Here is a 15,709-nt window from a genome sequence, read left to right as displayed (position 1 = left end):
CACGTGGTGGGAGGCGGTGACCACGGGGACGTCCCCGACATTGCCGCCGGGTTTCTCAGGGTGGGTTCAGGGTCGATTCCCGACGCCGGTCGGGCCGCTCGGCGAGCACCATCACGGTATGACCGATGACGCGGCCGAACCCCGGGGTCCGGCGAAGCCGACCGACAACGACGGTGCGCCCTCGCCCGGCAGCGGCGATCCGCGGCCCACCGACACCGGACGATCCGCGCCGGACGAGGGGCCGGCACCCGACGACGATCGACCCGCGCCGCAGGAGACACCGGCACCGCAGGAGACACCAGCACCGCAAGACGCACCAGCACCACAGGACGCATCCGCACCGGACGACGGGCCAGCACCGGACGACGGGCCAGCACCGGACGACGGGCCAGCACCGGACGACGGGCCGGCACCGGACGACGGGCCGGCACCGGACGACGGGCCGGCACCGGGTGCTTCCGACACCGGTCCGGGGCCGTCGGGGGCCGGCTGGGGATATCCGCCACCGCCACCGCCACCACCAGGCGGCTTCACCTCCCGGTACGGGCTGGTCCGGCCACGCCACGGGCGGTACCTGGCGGGCGTGTGCGCGGCGATCGGCCGGGCCACGAACACCGATCCGATCCTGTGGCGGGTCCTCCTCGCCGTACTGGGCTTCTTCGGCGGCATCGGAATTCTGGTCTACCTGGCCGTCTGGCTGGCCACCCCGAGCGAGGGCGACACCGCCTCCCCGGTGGAGAGCATGCTCGGCCGTGGCCGGTCCAGCATGTCCCCGGTCACCGTGCTGGTCCTGGGAATCCTCGTCGCCGTCATGTTCGCCTTCATCGTCACCGACGGATTCCGGGCGGTCCTGCTCGGATCGGCGGTCCTGATCGGTGGCGTACTGTTGCTCAACCGCAACAGCAACAACACCCAGGACAGCGCCTCGCCGCCGTTCGGCACCGCTGGCGCCTTCGGCCCGTCCGGGCAGGCTGATCCCGCGAGCCCCACCAACCCCACCGGCCAGTACGTCCCGTCCGGTCCGGCCGGGCCTAGCTATCCGACCTGGCGACCGGGGTACGCCTCGGCACCGGCCGCGACCGCCGCGCCACCTGGCTACCCGCCTGGTCAGTGGCCCGCGCCGGGTACCTACCCGCCACCGGGCGCGGCGGGGCAGCCCGCGCCGACGCCTCCGACGCCGAGTGGTTTCCCACCTGGCGGACTCCCCCAGCCGCCGTCGACCGGCGTACCGCCGCGCTGGCCCGGGCCGGCACCGGTGGGCGCGGCGATGCCCGGGGCGACGCCCCCGATGACCTCGGCTCCGCCGGCTGGCGGCCAGCCTGGCTATCGGGCGCCGTTCGCCCCGTACGGCCCGTACGCCGGCCGCACGACGCAGCCCGCGTACGCCACGCCACCGATGGTGCCCCCGGTGCTACCGGCGACGCCACCGCCACCTCGGCCGCCCAAGGAGAGGTCCCGGCTGGGCGCGGCCACCTTCTCGATGATCTTCGTGGCGTTGGGGCTGGTCACCGTACTCGATCTGACCGACGCCACACCGACCCCACCGTCGGCGTACTTCGCGGCCGTGCTCGCCACCATCGCGCTCGGGTTGCTGGTCGGCGCATGGTTCGGCCGGGCCCGTTGGCTGATCGCGCTCGGTCTGGTGGCCGCTGCGGCGCTGGGGGTCTCCAGCATCGCCGAGTCGGTCAACCACCGCGCGAACGACCCGGTGACCTGGCGGCCAGCCAGCTACGAGCTGATCGCGCCCCGGTACGAGTCGTCGTTCGGCGACGCGTTCCTGGATCTGCGCAACGTCGACTTCACCGGCGAACGAGCCGACGTCACGGCGAGCATGTCGTTCGGCAAGCTGTGGGTCCAGCTCCCGCCGGACGTCGACGTACGGGTGGAGGCCGAAATCAAGGCCGGTTCGGCGGAGGTGCTCGGCGAACGGTGGGACGGATTCGAACAACCGGCCCGGACGGTGTCGGACCTCGGCCAGGACGGCGCCGGGGGCGGCGACCTGGTCCTGCGGATCGTCGTGCAAGCCGGTGAACTGGAGGTAACTCGATGAAACGGCACCGTACCGACGGCGTCTCCCTGACCGTCGCAATCCTCTTCCTGGCGGCCGCCGGATGGTGGCTGGTGGCCCAGATCATCGATTTGGCACTACCCGAGGTCGGCTGGGTGGTCGCCGCCGGCCTGATCCTGCTCGGCGCCTTCGGCTTGTTCGGCGCGCTCCGTTCCGGGCGGTCGGCGGCACCGGCGGCGGCTGCCGAGCCGGCACCGGCGGCGGCCGACCCGGCACCGGCGGCGGTCCCGGAGCCGGCGTCCGGGTCGACGGGCCCGGATGTCGACGACCCGCTGCCGGCCCAGACCCGTGACTGACGGCGCTGCACCGCTCAATCGGGGCACCTATGCTGGTTTCGCGTCCCGCCATCGCCGCAAGGAGCCCACCCGACATGTCCTACTTCCCCACCGGGGGTACCGCCGGTTCACGCGGTCCGGTCCGCCTCGGTGACCGCGCCGCCCGTACGCTGACCGCGGAACTGGCCCGCGACAACGCCGAGAAACACGCCCTCGTCGTCGACGCCACGATCGGATCAACAGTCGTCACGGCAGCGATCGACGCGTTGCTCCCCGGCGACACGCTGACCCTCGTACCCAACGACGTCGACCAGGTCGCCGCGCTGCGGGCCGAGATCACCGCGCACGGACCCTGGGTCAGCGAACGGGTCCGGGTGATCGACTCGCTGCCGGCGGCCGACCCGGCCGACACCGTGATCATCGGCAGCCCGGTGACCGGATCCGCTGACGACGCCCGCACCCTGCTGGACGGCCTGGGCAAGTACCTCACCGACGGCGGCGTACTCGCGGTCGCCGTCCCGGCGGTGCCGGGCGGCACCGCCGGTGCCGCCGCCGAGCTGGACCGGCAGGCGGCGCTCTTCGGCGTCGGCGGCGACCTTGTGCTGCGCAACACCCCACCGGTACGGGTCCACCGCCTACGGTTCACTCCGGCGCACGTCGGCCGGGCCGACCGGCTCGGACCGGCCATGCGGACGTCCAGTATGCCGGTCACCCGGGGAATGCACATCGACTCCAACGGGGTCGCGGCGGCGGCGATCGCCCTCGGTCTCGCCGCTGCCGCCCGGGCCACCCGGCGCGGGAGCAAGCTCTGGCTGGTGCCGGCGCTGGCCGCCGTGCCGGTGGCGGCGTTCTTCCGCGACCCGCAGCGCGATGTCCCGGACGACCCCAGCGCCGTGGTCGCGGCCAGCGACGGCCGGGTGCTCTCGGTCGAACGGCTGCGCGACGAACGGCTCGGCGCGACGGAGTTCCTCCGGATCGCGGTCTTCCTGTCCGTGCTCGACGTGCACGTCAACCGGTCCCCGGTGGCTGGTCGGGTGGTCGACCACTTCGTCACCGACGGCGGTTTCGCCGCCGCGATGAAGCCGGCCGCCGAGCACAACGTCGCGGCGTACACGGTTCTCGACACCACACACGGCCGGGTCGTGGTCGCTCAGCGTACCGGCATGGTCGCCCGCCGGATCGTGCACCGCGCCCCGGTGGGCTCCCTGCTCGCCCGGGGGGAGCGGTTCGGTCTGATCCGATTCGGTTCCCGCACCGACGTGTACCTGCCGGCGGACCGGGCGGAACCACTGGTCGGGTCGGGCGACCGGGTCCTCGGCGGCGCGTCGGTGATCGCCCGCTGGCGCTGACGCCCACACGTCGGATCGCGCCGCGCGCGGCAGTCACCGCGCGCGGCAGTCACCGCGCGCGGGCGATCGGAAGGGTCTGTCTCCGGTGGGGCGGCGGTCAGACCGGCCGGCGTTGGTGCAGCCACAGCAACGGCCCGCTGGCCAGGTACGCCAGGACGATCACACCGAACGTCAACCGGACGTCGATCAACGCGCCCACGACCGGCAGCACCCACACCCACGGCGGGAGCCGGAACAGTCGGGCCAGCTTGACGTAGGGAAAACTGGACACCATCGCGAAGGCGAGCAGAGCGACGCCGGCGACCTGGACGCCACCGGGCACCGGTACACCGATGAGTACGCCGAGCGCGAGGACCGCCGCCGCGAGGGTGGTCGGCACTCCGGTGAAGAAGCCGCCGTCCTTCGGCGACACGTTGAACCGGGCGAGCCGGATCGCGGCGCACGCGGCGACCAACGCGCAGGCCACCGCTGCGGCAGGTGTGGAAACGGTGCCGGCCAGCGAGGCGTAGACCACGACCGGGGCAGCCAGGCCGAAGGAGCACATGTCGGCCAGTGAGTCCATTTGCGCGCCGAACGGACTCGCCACGCCGAGCCGGCGGGCGAGCGCGCCGTCGAGTCCGTCGAAGACGACACAAGCGATCAGACAGCCTGCCGCGCCGCGCACGTCGCCCTGCATGGCCAGGAAGACCGCCGCCAGCCCGAGCGTCAGGCTTGCCAGGGTGGTCGCGTTGACCAGCGCGAACCGGAGCCGACGCGCCGTCGTCTGGGCGCCGGGCAGCAGCGGCACGGTGGTGGCCGGGCGGATCTGGGTCAGGCCGTCGTCGGCGGTCGGGGCCGGTCGCGGCGGGCCGATCGCCGGGCTGACGGGCGCGATCGCGGCGATCTCCGCCGCCGTCACCGGGTCCAGCCGGTATCGCGCCGTCGGGTCGACGAGGTGGCCGTCGCGGCCGCGCGGATCGATCAGGTGGCCGTCGCGGCCGCGCGGGTGAACGTCGCGGGTCCGCCTACCGACCCGGACAAGCAGGACCTGCCGGGCGAACGTGCCGCTCCGCCGCAGAGGGCCAGCCCACCGGCGACCTGCCGGTCGAGGGCTGTCGGTCGTACGCCGCCGCCGCCACGGGGCTCTCGCCACGGATCCTCCATCATCGGTCGGGCACCATCACCAACGGACAGCCGCCCGATTATGCGGCCTACACCATTGCACAGCTCAGGCAGGTTGGCGAGAGATCGGTCCGGATCATGCCTTTTTCGCCGGGACGAAAGGTACAGGGTGTCCCGCTGTCACCGCTAGCTGACGCAAGCACCGGACCGATCACCCGCTGGTGTCCCGCAGGGTCTCCGCAGCGACGTCGGTCAGCGGCAGAGCTCGGATCTGGTCGGGTGAGAACCAGGCGACAGCCGCCGTCGACCCGCCGACTTCCTCGGTTATCCGCAACGGCACCGGCCGGTCGACCGTCACCCGGTAGAGCACCTGGACCACGTGCCAGTCGACGGGGTGACCTTCCGGCCCGAGGGCCGCCGGGTCGTGCCGGTGCCGTACGTCGAGCAGGTCACCGACCTGACCGGTCTGACCGGTCTCTCGACGATTTCCCGCAGCAGTCCGACGGCGGGCTGCTCGCCGTAGTCGGTGCCGCCGCCGGGCAGGTGCCACCGCCCGGCTCCCGGATAGCCGGGGGCGATCCGGGTCAGCAGGATCCGTCCGGCGGGTACGCCGCCGCCGGGAATCTGCCACCAGCCCGGCACCCCGGTCCGCGCCGAGGCGCGGACCATCAGCAGCCGGCCGGCGGCATCGCGGCACACGCCGTACGCCCCGATCCGCCGTTCCCGGCCGGGGACGTCACGGCCAGCCACTGCGTCAAGGCCGGGGCCAGCCCTGACTGCGCGGCCGGTCGCCGGGTCAGACAAGCTGAGCGGCGCCGACCGCCTCGGCGGTGACCTCGGTGAGCTCCGCTGACGGCGTGGCGGCCAGGTCGGCGGGGGCGAACCAGCGGGCTTCCGACGTCGACCCGCCGATGTCGGAGACGATCGGCAGGGTGGGCCGGTCGACCGCGACCTCGTAGAACGCGCGTACGCCGTGCCAGTCGATCGGGTAGCCCTCCGGGCCGAGCGAGGCGGCGTCGCGATGGCTGGCCACCCCGAGCAGCCGGATCAGCCGGCCTCGTTGGCCGGTCTCCTCGACGAGTTCCCGGATGAGCGCGGTGCCGGGCTGCTCGCCGTAGTCGGTGCCGCCGCCGGGCAGGTGCCAGCGGCCGGCACCGGGGTAGCCGGGGGCGATCCGGGTGAGCAGCACCCGCCGGGCCGGGTCGGTGGCGACCGCGTAGGCGGCGAACCGTTGCGCCCGGTGCAGCCCGTCCGGCCCGGGTACGGCGTGGAACGACGGGAAGTCGGGGGCGGTGTCCGGCCGCAGGTCGATGCTTTCCGGCGGCAGGCCGAGGGCGCTGGCGGTGAACGGGCGCAGCGGCAACTGCTTGGCGTCGTCCAGGCTGCACCAGCGGGCCAGGTCGGTGGGTTGGTTGATCCGGTGGCAGATCTGGCCGCCACGGATGGCGGCTTCGTAGATCAGTCGGTCGGTGTGTAGCGTGATGCCGCGCCGGGGCAGCGAGCGCATGTCGGCGAGAACGTCACGCAGCCCGGTGACCGAAACCGAAATGCCGGTTTCGGCGGCGGTCTCGCGGACGACGGTGTGATGGGGGTCCTCCCCGTGGTCCACGGCCCCACCGGGCAGCGACCACACCCCGGGCGTACCGGAGCGCGGAGAGGCTCGGACCAGGAGAAACCGGTCCTCCGAGTCGACACAGACAGCGTATGCCGCGATCCTGCGCAGCGGCTCCAGGGCGGGGGTCACGAGTCCGAATTCTGCCCCCCTACGGACGATCGTCGCGGAAAAGTGTCAGATTGGCGACAGTATTCTAGGTAACCACCTGACTACCTAGAGCCGCAATCCGGGACGGATCAGGGTATTGATCCGGGCGGTCACCGAGGTCGCCGACCGCTGGGGCGCGGACCGTTGGAGACATGACGACACACTCTGGCTCCGCAGCTCACACCCCGTACAAGCAGCTCCGGCGACCCACCACGGACCGCATGATCGCCGGAGTCGCCAGCGGTCTCGGCCGCTACTTCGACACCGACCCCACCCTGGTACGGGTGATCTTCGCGGTGGTGACCGTGCTGACCGGCGGTCTGGCCGCGCTCACCTACCCGGTGATCTGGTTCCTGATGCCGGAGGAGCCACCGACCGCCCCCGCCTGGCCCGGCACCACGCCGTCGACCACCCATCCCACCACCGACTGACCGGACAGGTCACTCCCACTCGATGGTGCCCGGTGGCTTGCTGGTCACGTCCAGCACCACCCGGTTCACCTCGGGCACCTCGTTGGTGATCCGGGTGGAGATCCGGCCGATCACCTCGTACGGCAGCCGCGACCAGTCGGCGGTCATCGCGTCCTCACTGGACACCGGGCGCAGCACCACCGGGTGGCCGTACGTGCGGCCGTCGCCCTGCACCCCGACGCTGCGCACGTCGGCGAGCAGGACCACCGGAAACTGCCAGACGTCGCGGTCCAGCCCAGCTGCGGTCAGCTCCTCACGGGCGATCAGATCGGCGGCGCGCAGCAGGTCGAGGCGCTGCCGGTCGACCGCGCCGATGATCCGGATCGCCAGGCCGGGGCCGGGGAACGGGTGCCGCCAGACCATCGCCTCCGGCAGGCCGAGTTGCAGGCCGAGCGCCCGTACCTCGTCCTTGAACAGCGTGCGCAGCGGCTCGACCAGGGCGAACTGCAGGTCCTCGGGCAGCCCGCCGACGTTGTGGTGCGACTTGATGTTGGCGGTGCCGGTGCCGCCACCGGACTCCACCACGTCCGGGTAGAGGGTGCCCTGCACCAGGAACTCGACGTCGCCGGCGGCGGCCACCTCGCGGGCCGCCGCCTCAAAGACCCGGATGAACTCCCGGCCGATGATCTTGCGCTTCTGCTCGGGGTCGGTGACGCCGGCCAGCGCGCCGAGGAACCGGTCGGCGGCGTCGACCACCTTCAGCTTGATCCCGGTGGCGGCCACGTAGTCCGACTCGACCTGCTCGGCCTCACCGGCCCGCAGCAGCCCGTGATCGACGAAGACGCAGGTCAGCTGGTCGCCGACGGCCCGGTGCACCAGCGCGGCGGCCACCGCCGAGTCGACCCCGCCGGACAGCCCGCAGATGACCTCCTTGTCACCGACCTGCTCGCGGATCCGGGCCACCTGCTCGTCGATGATGTTCTGCGGCGTCCAGATCGGCTCGATGCCGGCGATGTCGTACAGGAACCGGGTCAGCATCAGCTGCCCGTGCGCGGTGTGCGCCACCTCCGGATGGAACTGCACCCCGGCCCGCCGGCCGGCGACGTCCTCGAACGCGGCGACCGGCGCCCCGGCCGACCCGGCGGTCACCACGAAACCCGCCGGCGCGGCGGTCACGCAGTCACCGTGACTCATCCACACCGGGAGCTCGGTCGGCAGCTCCCGCAGCAGCACCCCGGCGTCGGGGCGGGCGGCCAGCGGCGTGCCGCCGTACTCCCGGCTGCCGGTGTGCGCGACCGTGCCGCCGAGCGCCAGCGCCATCGCCTGGAAGCCGTAGCAGATGCCGAAAACCGGCACCCCACCGTCGAACAGCTTCGGGTCGATCTGCGGGGCACCGTCGGCGTACACGGAGGCCGGGCCGCCGGACAGGATGATCGCGGCCGGTTGCATGGCCAGCATCTCGGCCACCGGCATGTCGTGCGGGACGATCTCCGAATAGACCTTGGCCTCGCGTACCCGGCGGGCGATCAGCTGGGCGTACTGGGCTCCGAAGTCCACCACCAGGACCGGGCGCGGCGTGCTCATGCCCCGGAGCCTACCGACCGTCGTCCGACCGTCCTGACGATGGTTCAGGTGGCGACGTTCGGTCGATGGTCAGCTGACCGGCCCCGCCGGCGGGCGGCGGTCCGGCTCGCCCTTGGCCGGCCAGTGGGCCATCGCCCGCTCGGCGAGCGCGACGATGGTCAGCGACGGGTTCACCCCCAGGTTCGCCGGCACCGCAGCACCGTCGACCACGTGCAGGCCCGGACAACCAAAGACCCGGTGGTACGGGTCGACGACGCCCTCCGCAGCGGTCGCCCCGATCACCGCCCCGCCCAGGATGTGCGCGGTCATCGGCACGTCGAACGGCTCGGTGACCGCGCCGCCCGCAATGCCGCCGATCTCGTCGGCGAGCAGCCGTACCGCCCGGTGACCGGCCGGGATCCAGCTCGGGTTCGGCTCGCCGTGCCCGTGGCCGGCGACCAGCCGCCCGCGCCGGTGGTACGTGGTCAGCGAGTTGTCGACCGACTGCATCACCAGCGCCACGATGGTGCGCCGCGACCAGTCCCGTACCGACAGCAGCCGGACCGTCTCGCGGGGCCGGCCGACCAACACGGCCAGCCAGCGGCGGACCCGGCGTGGCCCGCCGGCCACCAGCGCCGTCTGCAGCAGACCCATCAGGTTCGAGCCGTGGCCGTACCGCACCGGCTCGACGTGGGTGCCCGGCTCCGGGTGGAACGAACTGGTGATCGCCACCCCGTCGGTGACGTCGAGCCGCCGGCGGCGGGCGGCCCGGCGGGGCACCGACGCGCCGAGGATCGCCTCCGAGTTGGTCCGGGTCAGCGCCCCGATCCGGCCGGAGATCCGGGGTAGCGCGCCGGTGGCGCGGGCGGCGTGCAGCAGCCGTTGGGTGCCGAGCGCCCCGGCGGCGAGCACCACCTGGTCGGCGGCGATCGTCTCCCGGCCGCCGACCCAGGCACCGGTACGGCGTACCTCGATCAGATAGCCGGCACCGCCCGGACCCGGCCGCAGCCCGACGACCGTGGTCAGCGGGCGGACCCGCGCTCCGGCCCGTTCGGCGAACCACAGGTAGTTCTTGGGCAGGGAGTTCTTGGCGCCGACCCGGCAGCCGGTCATGCAGGACCCGCAGTGCGTGCAGCCGACCCGGTCCGGTCCGGCCCCGCCGAAGTACGGGTCGGCGACCCGCTCACCGGGGCGGCCGAGGTGGACGGCGACCGGGGTGGACCGGAACGTGTCGCCGACACCCATCCGGTCGGCGACCGCCCGCATCGCCTCGTCGGCGACGGTGGTACGGGGATAGTCGACGACGCCGAGCATCTGCTTGGCGCGGGCGTAGTGCGGGGCGAGTTCGGCTCGCCAGTCGGTGATGGCGGACCACTGCGGGTCGGTGTAAAAGTCGTCCGGTGGCTCGTACATCGTGTTGGCGTAGACCAGCGATCCGCCGCCGACGCCGGCCCCGGACAGCACCAGCACCCCGGCCTGGTTGCGGCCCTCCCCCGCGCTCTGTCCTGCGTTCTTGCTTACGCGACGGCCGGCGGGGCGCAGCAGGGTGATCCGCTGGATGCCGTAGCAGCCGAGTGCCGGTGCCCACAGGAACCGGCGGACCCGCCAGGAGGTACGCGGCAGCTCGTGGTCGGCGAAGCGGCGGCCGGCCTCCAACACCAGCACCGAGTAGCCCTTCTCGGCGAGCCGCAGCGCGGCGACACTGCCCCCGAACCCGGACCCGATCACGACCACGTCGTACCGCATCCCGCCATCATCACCGCCCGGCACCAGCCGTGGCACACCGGCTAGCCTGCGGCCATGGGAAGCGCCGAACTGGACGAGTTGATCGTCGCGGACGCCGATGCGTTGCGCGCCTGGTTGTCGGTCAACCACGCCACGTCGCCCGGAGTCTGGCTCGCCCTGACCAAAAGGGCGGTACCGTCACCACGTTGACCTGGCAGCAGGCGGTCGACGAGGCGCTGTGCTTCGGCTGGATCGACGGGCAGGCCCGCAAACGGGACGAGCAGACCTCCTGGATCCGGTACACCCCACGCCGGCCCCGCAGTTCCTGGTCACAGCGCAATGTCGCCCACGTGGCCCGGTTGGAGGCGCAAGGGTTGATGACGCCGGCCGGCCGCGCCGTCGTGGCGGCGGCCAAGGCGGACGGACGGTGGGCGGCCGCCTACGCGCCGCCCTCGGAAGCCCAGGTGCCGGCCGATCTGCTCGCCGCGATCGCCGCCGACCCCGACGCCCAGGCCATGTTCGACGTCCTGACCAGCACCAATCGCTTCGCCATCATCCACCGGGTGAACAGCGTCAAGCGGGCGGAAACCCGCGAACGGAAGATCCGCGAGGTCGTCGCCATGCTGGCCCGGCACGAAACGATCTACCCGCAGAAGGCCACGCCGCCGGAGCCGCCGCGATCGGCCACGTCATGATCACGTACGGCAGGAGGACGCCGAGTTCCGTAGCCTGGTGACGTGCTGGAGTTCGAGGGCGTGGTGTGGGAGTGGCGTGGGCCGTCGCCGTACCACTTCGTGTCGATTCCGGACGAGTCCACCGAGGTGGTACGCGAGTGGGCATCGGCGGTCACGTACGGCTGGGGAATGGTGCCTGTCGAGGTACGGCTCGGGCGGAGCCGATGGCGGACCTCGTTGTTCCCCAAGGACGGTGGCTACGTCCTCCCGCTGCGGGACTCGGTACGCAAGAAGGAGAACATCGACCTCGACGACATCGTCCGCGTCCAACTGACCGTTCGTGCTGGTTGACGACCGTTGACGGCCGCTGAATCGTCCTGGGCCAACCGACCCCTGGTCACCACCGCTCGACAAGGTGTTCCCGGCCCTGCGGCGGATCGTACGGCTCGGGCCAGTAGTCGATGATCTTGGTGATCAGCCCGTGCTCGGAGGTCTCCAGCCAGACGCAGGCGTCCTGCTGGTCGGGGCCGACCCGTACGTCGAGCCACAGCGCGGCGAACCGACCCTCGGCGATCACTCGTCGTGCCCGCAGATGCCAGTCACCGGGATATTCGACGTTGAATCGCAAAAATGCATCTTTGCCGCGAACGCGCTCCCGGGTCTGCGGCAGTTCGTAGACCACGTCGTCGGCGAGCAGGGCCGCCAACCCCGGCCAGTCACGGCGCTCCAGGCGATCCACGTAGGCGTTGGCGGCACGTCGCGCTGCCACCACGTTGTCGTCCATGGCGCAGACCGTAGCCCCAGGCCAGCGACATCGACGGCGCGGTGTCAGCCAGCGGGCTATCCAAAACGGTCGGCCAGCGTGGTCAGCTTGGCGACGTACGCCGGCCAGTCGTGGTCGTCGGGGATGTTGGTGTTGTCCCGACGCAGGCCGATCGCGCTGTCGTGCTGCTCACGCAGGATGTCCGCGTGACCGGCGTGGCGGGCCAGGTCGCAGGTCACATGGATGATGATCCGTTGCAGCGTCACGGCCTGGGCATCGGGCCGCCACCACGCCACCCGGCCCGGCGCGTCGAGCGGTAGCTGTTCGATCGTCTGATCCGCGAACGTCCCGACCCGGTGATAGAGGTCGATCAGCCCGTCCTTCGTCTCGTCCTCCCGCGCGTACCAGTCTGCTTGCGGGTCCGCCTCGAACGCCGCCATGGGAACCAGTTCTCCAGGCGTCGGGAACTCGCGGCCGAAGGTCGGCCCGAAGTAGCCGGCTTCGACATTGAGACAGTGTTTGAGGATCCCCAGCAGGTTGGTGCCGGTCGCGGTACGGGGCAGCCTGGCTTCGCGTTCGCTCAGCCCGTCGAGCTTCCAGATCAGGTCCTCGCGAGTGCCCCGAAGGTAGAGAAGCAGCGCGGTTTTCGCATCGCCCGGGTCAGCCATGCCCGCCAGTCTTCCCCATCCGACGCCTCGATGTCGGTGTGCCAGCACAGGCGACCCGGTTGACGCTGTCGGAGATGCTGGGCGCGTGGGAAAGCGTCGAAGCCTGCCTCGGATGGTCGGCTACGCACTGGCTGCGGTCGTGCTCGCCGGCGTCGTGGCCCGTCTGGTTTCGCGAGACGGCGGCACCGACCGGTGGCTGATCGGTGTCGGCGGCAGCCTCATCTTCCTCATCGGCGTCCGGCAGACCGCGCAGGGCGTACTCATGCTTTGGCGGTCCTGGCAGCTCAGGCTGTTCGGGGAGGATGTGCGGGCGGTACTGACCGACAAGGAGCGCCGCTACAACGCCGATTCCGACACCGTCTTCACCGCGCATCTGAAGGGCCCGGACTTCACCTGCACCATCCACACCGGGGCCTGGGACCCGGGCCGGGTGAGCGAGTCCGTCCTCGTCCGCCGACACGTCCCGAGCGGCCAGACCGAGCTGCTGCCGAGGCCCGCACCGGTGGGCAACCTGATCCGCGACATCGTCGGCCCGTTCGCTCTGGTCGCCGTGACCGGCGCCTTCGCCGGGATCGGTTTCGGGGTGCTGTGGGCACTCGACCTCCTCCCGTAGGAGCCAGCCACCGGATCCCGAGCTCGGCAGCTGGCTCTCGGGACACGCGCGTCAGCAGGCCATAGCCTCGTGTTGTCTGATCCCGCGAGGGGATTGTGATCCCCTCATGGGATCAACCTGGCTGCTCGGGCGGAAGCTGCGGTGTCCGGGAACGGGCCGACTGTGCCGAGCGGTATGCGCGGGTGACCGTGGACGATGTGGCGGCCAGCTGCGGACGGGACGGTAACCAGACGGTCTGGACGCCGAGTCGCTCGTTCATCGAAGCGAGTTGGTACTCGTAGCCGAGGTCGGCGGCCGTACGCAGACCACGAACGATGACCGAGGCACCGCGGCTCAGGCAGTAGGCGGTGGTCAGGCCGGTCCAGGTGTCCACCTCGACGTTGTCCCAGGCTGCCGGCATGACGTCGCGCACCCGTAGGGCCCTGTCCGTGGCCTCGGCTGTTGGCTGCTTTTCGGCGTTCACCGCCAGATGTAGCCGTCACCGCGACTCCCACCACATGGCCACGATCGGGGCCGCCGTCAGCGGCGGCGGCCGGTGGCGAGAGCGACGAGGTACTGTCCACCGCCCGCGTCGACGCTCGCGGTCACCGGCAGGCCAGGCACCAGCCGGGAGAACCGGTCGACCAGCCAGTCCGCCGCCTCTTGGGCATCCTTCCTGCTCGGGCAGCGGGCAACCAGTTCCCGGCCACCTTTGCGTTCGAGCCGCTCGGCGACGGCGATCAGCGGCGCGGGCTCCACCACCCGCAGCCGGTCCGGCCAGGCGATGACCACCTTGACCGCGCCCTTGCGGGTATTGCAGGCCCGATGCGCGAGTCGCTCGACGACCTTGGCCTTCTTGTCGGCGGTACGGCTGTCGATGCTGAGACCACGCGGATCGTTCACCGGCTTGTCGGCGTCGACCGGCTCATCGCACACCCAGCATCGCCAACCGTCCCGGACCGCGACCTCATCGAGGAGACTCATCCCAGCAAACTAGCCTGTCAGCCCTCGGTTGACCGACAGCCCTGTCTGGCCGGGGCCGACGTGGCGACGGTGGTACGGGGCGGCCTGACCCCGCCGGGTGGGCGTGATGGCCACCGATGCACTGAATCGGTGACCACGCGACATCACGAGGTGACGCCGATGGTCGCCCCGATCGCGGCGGGCAGCGGGTACGGCCGCTCAACGGGCGACAGGCCGGGTGGGACGGGCCCGTCGGCGGCGGCGAGCTGGTCCCGGATCGCATGCGCCTGGTCGGTCACGTCGCTGATGCCGACGATCCATTCGTCGACGTACCGGTCGACGACCTGGCCGGACAGGCCGACCTGCAGCGACCGGTACGGCAGCGGGCCGAGCGACGGTGACCGCTCCGGGTCCCACTGGACCCTGACCTGGCTGGTCTGCACGAGCCGCGCCCAGGCGGCCTGGTCCGGATACAGGTCGCGGTCGTAGTGGCTGAGGCACGCCTGAGCGAGCGCCGCCTCGAATCCACTGCGGAGGATCCTGACCGCCAGCACCCGCTCCTGGCCGGGCTTGGACGCCCAGCCGCTGCGGTACATCATCCAGAGGAACGACGGCTTGATCCAGGTCATCCGCTCGCGCTTGAACGGTGGCACGAACCGACCGGCGGCCACCGCCGGGGCGGCGATCTCCGGCGCGTACGCCTGGTAGACGGTGACGGTCTGCTCGTCGAACGCGGCCCGGATCTGGCGGTACGGAACACTCACGCACCGATCGTGCCGGACGTGCCCGGCAAGCTCCAGGGTGATTTTCACCTTACATAGGGCGGTAGGCGTCCCGCCGGTGTTCTATGCGCAGCACGACGACCTCGCGTGCGTTCTCGTTGATTCGGTAGAGCACGCGGTAGGTCCCGCGACGTGCAGCCCAAACGCCCGCTAATTCGAACTGCAGCGGTTTCCCCACTCGATGCGGGTTGTGCACCAAGGTGTTGGTCAGGAATTCGATTGCTGCGGCCGCGACCGACTCGGGCAGGGTCTTCGCGAGCGCGCGTCGCGCGGGTGGGGTTACGACCAGTTCATACTCGTTCACCTGCGCAGCTCACGCACCGCCTCGGCACCCCGGACTACGTCACCGCGGGCGTACGCGGCGTCGGCCTCGCGGATGTCAGCCAGGGCCTGCGGATCCCGCAGCACGTCGATGGTCTCCTCCAGTTGGGCCAGGTCCTCCGGGCTGATCAATACTGCTGCGGCGCGGCCGTTGCGGGTAAGCACGATCCGCTCATGCTCACGTTCGACCCGGTCGACGTACTCTGAGAGGTGGTCACGGACGCCGCGCAGCGGTTCGGTAGTCATGGCCACAATTGTGGCGCACGCACCGAGGCGCTGTCCACCTCGGCTGGCGTTGCGGCCCGAAAGGCGTGCGCACCCGGCACACCCAAACCGACATAAAGTGACATATCGCCGATCCTCGTCGCGGTCGGTCGCGGAACCGCCAAGGTCAATCATCCGATCTCGCGCTACTCGCAGCAGATCGGGAGAGGCCGGAACGCCACCACTCCACCGCGTCGAGCCCTTCCCGAGATGGCGGGCCGCGTCGAGTTGAGGGCTCACGTACGTTATCCGCGAAAATTACGTACGCCAGCCCTCAACTCGACAGCGTGCAGTGACTCGGGAGACCGACTTTCGCGCTCATCGGCCAGCTGAACGTATGGCTGCCACCTTGGGATGATCGGCCATGTGGCGGTTTGATCACTTTCAGTATTGTGCGGGAGTGCTCCGAGCGTGCTGGCGATGGGTCCA

The 15,709-nt window shown here is 71.3% G+C and carries 19 protein-coding genes and 1 pseudogene; 7 read left to right on the top strand and 13 right to left on the bottom strand.

What is annotated here, in order from left to right; all coding sequences use genetic code 11:
* Positions 1-118: 118 nt before the first annotated feature.
* The 3 genes from O7632_RS06620 (at position 119) to O7632_RS06610 (ending at position 3,692) form a co-directional block, all read left to right on the top strand.
* Positions 119-2,050 carry a PspC domain-containing protein gene (locus O7632_RS06620; RefSeq protein ID WP_278112279.1) on the top strand — a complete coding sequence of 644 codons (1,932 nt, stop codon included), beginning with the start codon at positions 119-121 and terminating at the stop codon, positions 2,048-2,050.
* Positions 2,047-2,364, top strand: coding sequence for a hypothetical protein (locus O7632_RS06615; RefSeq protein WP_278112277.1), 318 nt, complete (start codon positions 2,047-2,049; stop codon positions 2,362-2,364). The genes O7632_RS06620 and O7632_RS06615 overlap by 4 nt, the downstream gene beginning before the upstream one ends.
* 74 nt (positions 2,365-2,438) lie before the next feature.
* On the top strand, positions 2,439-3,692 hold the full coding sequence (locus O7632_RS06610) for a phosphatidylserine decarboxylase (protein WP_278112276.1): 1,254 nt from the start codon (positions 2,439-2,441) through the stop codon (positions 3,690-3,692).
* 97 nt (positions 3,693-3,789) lie between these two features.
* Here the strand turns inward: O7632_RS06610 and O7632_RS06605 are convergent, their stop codons facing one another.
* The 4 genes from O7632_RS06605 to O7632_RS06590 all read right to left on the bottom strand — a co-directional run bounded on the left by O7632_RS06605 (position 3,790) and on the right by O7632_RS06590 (position 6,537).
* Positions 3,790-4,749: a phosphatidylcholine/phosphatidylserine synthase gene (locus tag O7632_RS06605; protein WP_278119886.1), complete on the bottom strand. Its 960-nt coding sequence runs from the start codon at positions 4,747-4,749 to the stop codon at positions 3,790-3,792.
* Between the two features lie 255 nt (positions 4,750-5,004).
* Positions 5,005-5,151 (bottom strand): hypothetical protein, encoded by a 147-nt coding sequence (locus tag O7632_RS06600; RefSeq protein WP_278112274.1) that lies wholly within the window; start codon positions 5,149-5,151, stop codon positions 5,005-5,007.
* On the bottom strand, positions 5,148-5,543 hold the full coding sequence (locus tag O7632_RS06595) for an NUDIX domain-containing protein (protein ID WP_278112272.1): 396 nt from the start codon (positions 5,541-5,543) through the stop codon (positions 5,148-5,150). Before O7632_RS06595 ends, O7632_RS06600 begins: the two co-directional genes overlap by 4 nt.
* A gap of 46 nt (positions 5,544-5,589) precedes the next feature.
* Positions 5,590-6,537: an NUDIX hydrolase gene (locus O7632_RS06590; protein ID WP_278112269.1), complete on the bottom strand. Its 948-nt coding sequence runs from the start codon at positions 6,535-6,537 to the stop codon at positions 5,590-5,592.
* A 170-nt stretch (positions 6,538-6,707) separates the two neighbouring features.
* Here O7632_RS06590 and O7632_RS06585 point away from each other — a divergent pair, with 170 nt between their 5' ends.
* Positions 6,708-6,986, top strand: coding sequence for a PspC domain-containing protein (locus tag O7632_RS06585; protein ID WP_278112267.1), 279 nt, complete (start codon positions 6,708-6,710; stop codon positions 6,984-6,986).
* Positions 6,987-6,995: 9 nt separating this feature from the next.
* Here O7632_RS06585 and guaA read toward each other — a convergent pair whose 3' ends face one another.
* Together guaA and O7632_RS06575 are read right to left on the bottom strand one after the other, a co-directional pair.
* On the bottom strand, positions 6,996-8,549 hold the full coding sequence (gene guaA / locus O7632_RS06580; protein ID WP_278112265.1) for a glutamine-hydrolyzing GMP synthase: 1,554 nt from the start codon (positions 8,547-8,549) through the stop codon (positions 6,996-6,998).
* Between the two features lie 69 nt (positions 8,550-8,618).
* The gene (locus O7632_RS06575; protein ID WP_347403559.1) at positions 8,619-10,274 is read right to left on the bottom strand and encodes a GMC family oxidoreductase; all 1,656 of its coding nucleotides are present in this window, start codon (positions 10,272-10,274) and stop codon (positions 8,619-8,621) included.
* 54 nt (positions 10,275-10,328) lie between these two features.
* Here O7632_RS06575 and O7632_RS06570 point away from each other — a divergent pair.
* Both O7632_RS06570 and O7632_RS06565 read left to right on the top strand, forming a co-directional pair.
* A pseudogene (locus O7632_RS06570) lies at positions 10,329-10,948 on the top strand (YdeI/OmpD-associated family protein).
* Positions 10,949-10,990: 42 nt separating this feature from the next.
* Positions 10,991-11,278, top strand: coding sequence for a DUF1905 domain-containing protein (locus O7632_RS06565; protein ID WP_278112263.1), 288 nt, complete (start codon positions 10,991-10,993; stop codon positions 11,276-11,278).
* Positions 11,279-11,324: 46 nt separating this feature from the next.
* Here O7632_RS06565 and O7632_RS06560 read toward each other — a convergent pair whose 3' ends face one another.
* Both O7632_RS06560 and O7632_RS06555 read right to left on the bottom strand, forming a co-directional pair.
* Positions 11,325-11,711 carry a nuclear transport factor 2 family protein gene (locus O7632_RS06560; protein ID WP_278112261.1) on the bottom strand — a complete coding sequence of 129 codons (387 nt, stop codon included), beginning with the start codon at positions 11,709-11,711 and terminating at the stop codon, positions 11,325-11,327.
* A gap of 56 nt (positions 11,712-11,767) precedes the next feature.
* Positions 11,768-12,358 carry a DinB family protein gene (locus tag O7632_RS06555; protein ID WP_278112259.1) on the bottom strand — a complete coding sequence of 197 codons (591 nt, stop codon included), beginning with the start codon at positions 12,356-12,358 and terminating at the stop codon, positions 11,768-11,770.
* Between the two features lie 85 nt (positions 12,359-12,443).
* Between O7632_RS06555 and O7632_RS06550 the strand changes: the two genes are divergently transcribed.
* Entirely contained in the window at positions 12,444-12,971 is a 528-nt protein-coding gene (locus tag O7632_RS06550) for a hypothetical protein (protein ID WP_278112257.1), read from the top strand.
* 112 nt (positions 12,972-13,083) lie between these two features.
* Here the strand turns inward: O7632_RS06550 and O7632_RS06545 are convergent, their stop codons facing one another.
* From O7632_RS06545 to O7632_RS06525, 5 genes are all read right to left on the bottom strand, one after another.
* Positions 13,084-13,434: a pantetheine-phosphate adenylyltransferase gene (locus tag O7632_RS06545; RefSeq protein WP_278112255.1), complete on the bottom strand. Its 351-nt coding sequence runs from the start codon at positions 13,432-13,434 to the stop codon at positions 13,084-13,086.
* A 56-nt stretch (positions 13,435-13,490) separates the two neighbouring features.
* Positions 13,491-13,934, bottom strand: coding sequence for a hypothetical protein (locus tag O7632_RS06540; protein WP_278112253.1), 444 nt, complete (start codon positions 13,932-13,934; stop codon positions 13,491-13,493).
* A 143-nt stretch (positions 13,935-14,077) separates the two neighbouring features.
* On the bottom strand, positions 14,078-14,677 hold the full coding sequence (locus O7632_RS06535; RefSeq protein WP_278112251.1) for a DUF4291 domain-containing protein: 600 nt from the start codon (positions 14,675-14,677) through the stop codon (positions 14,078-14,080).
* 49 nt (positions 14,678-14,726) lie between these two features.
* Positions 14,727-14,999, bottom strand: coding sequence for a type II toxin-antitoxin system RelE/ParE family toxin (locus tag O7632_RS06530; RefSeq protein ID WP_278112249.1), 273 nt, complete (start codon positions 14,997-14,999; stop codon positions 14,727-14,729).
* On the bottom strand, positions 14,996-15,262 hold the full coding sequence (locus O7632_RS06525; RefSeq protein WP_278112246.1) for a type II toxin-antitoxin system Phd/YefM family antitoxin: 267 nt from the start codon (positions 15,260-15,262) through the stop codon (positions 14,996-14,998). The genes O7632_RS06530 and O7632_RS06525 overlap by 4 nt, the downstream gene beginning before the upstream one ends.
* Positions 15,263-15,709: the final 447 nt, after the last annotated feature.

Source organism: Solwaraspora sp. WMMD406, assembly GCF_029626025.1.
Classification (GTDB): Bacteria; Actinomycetota; Actinomycetes; order Mycobacteriales; family Micromonosporaceae; genus Micromonospora_E.
This window is presented reverse-complemented; position numbering and strand designations above follow the sequence as displayed.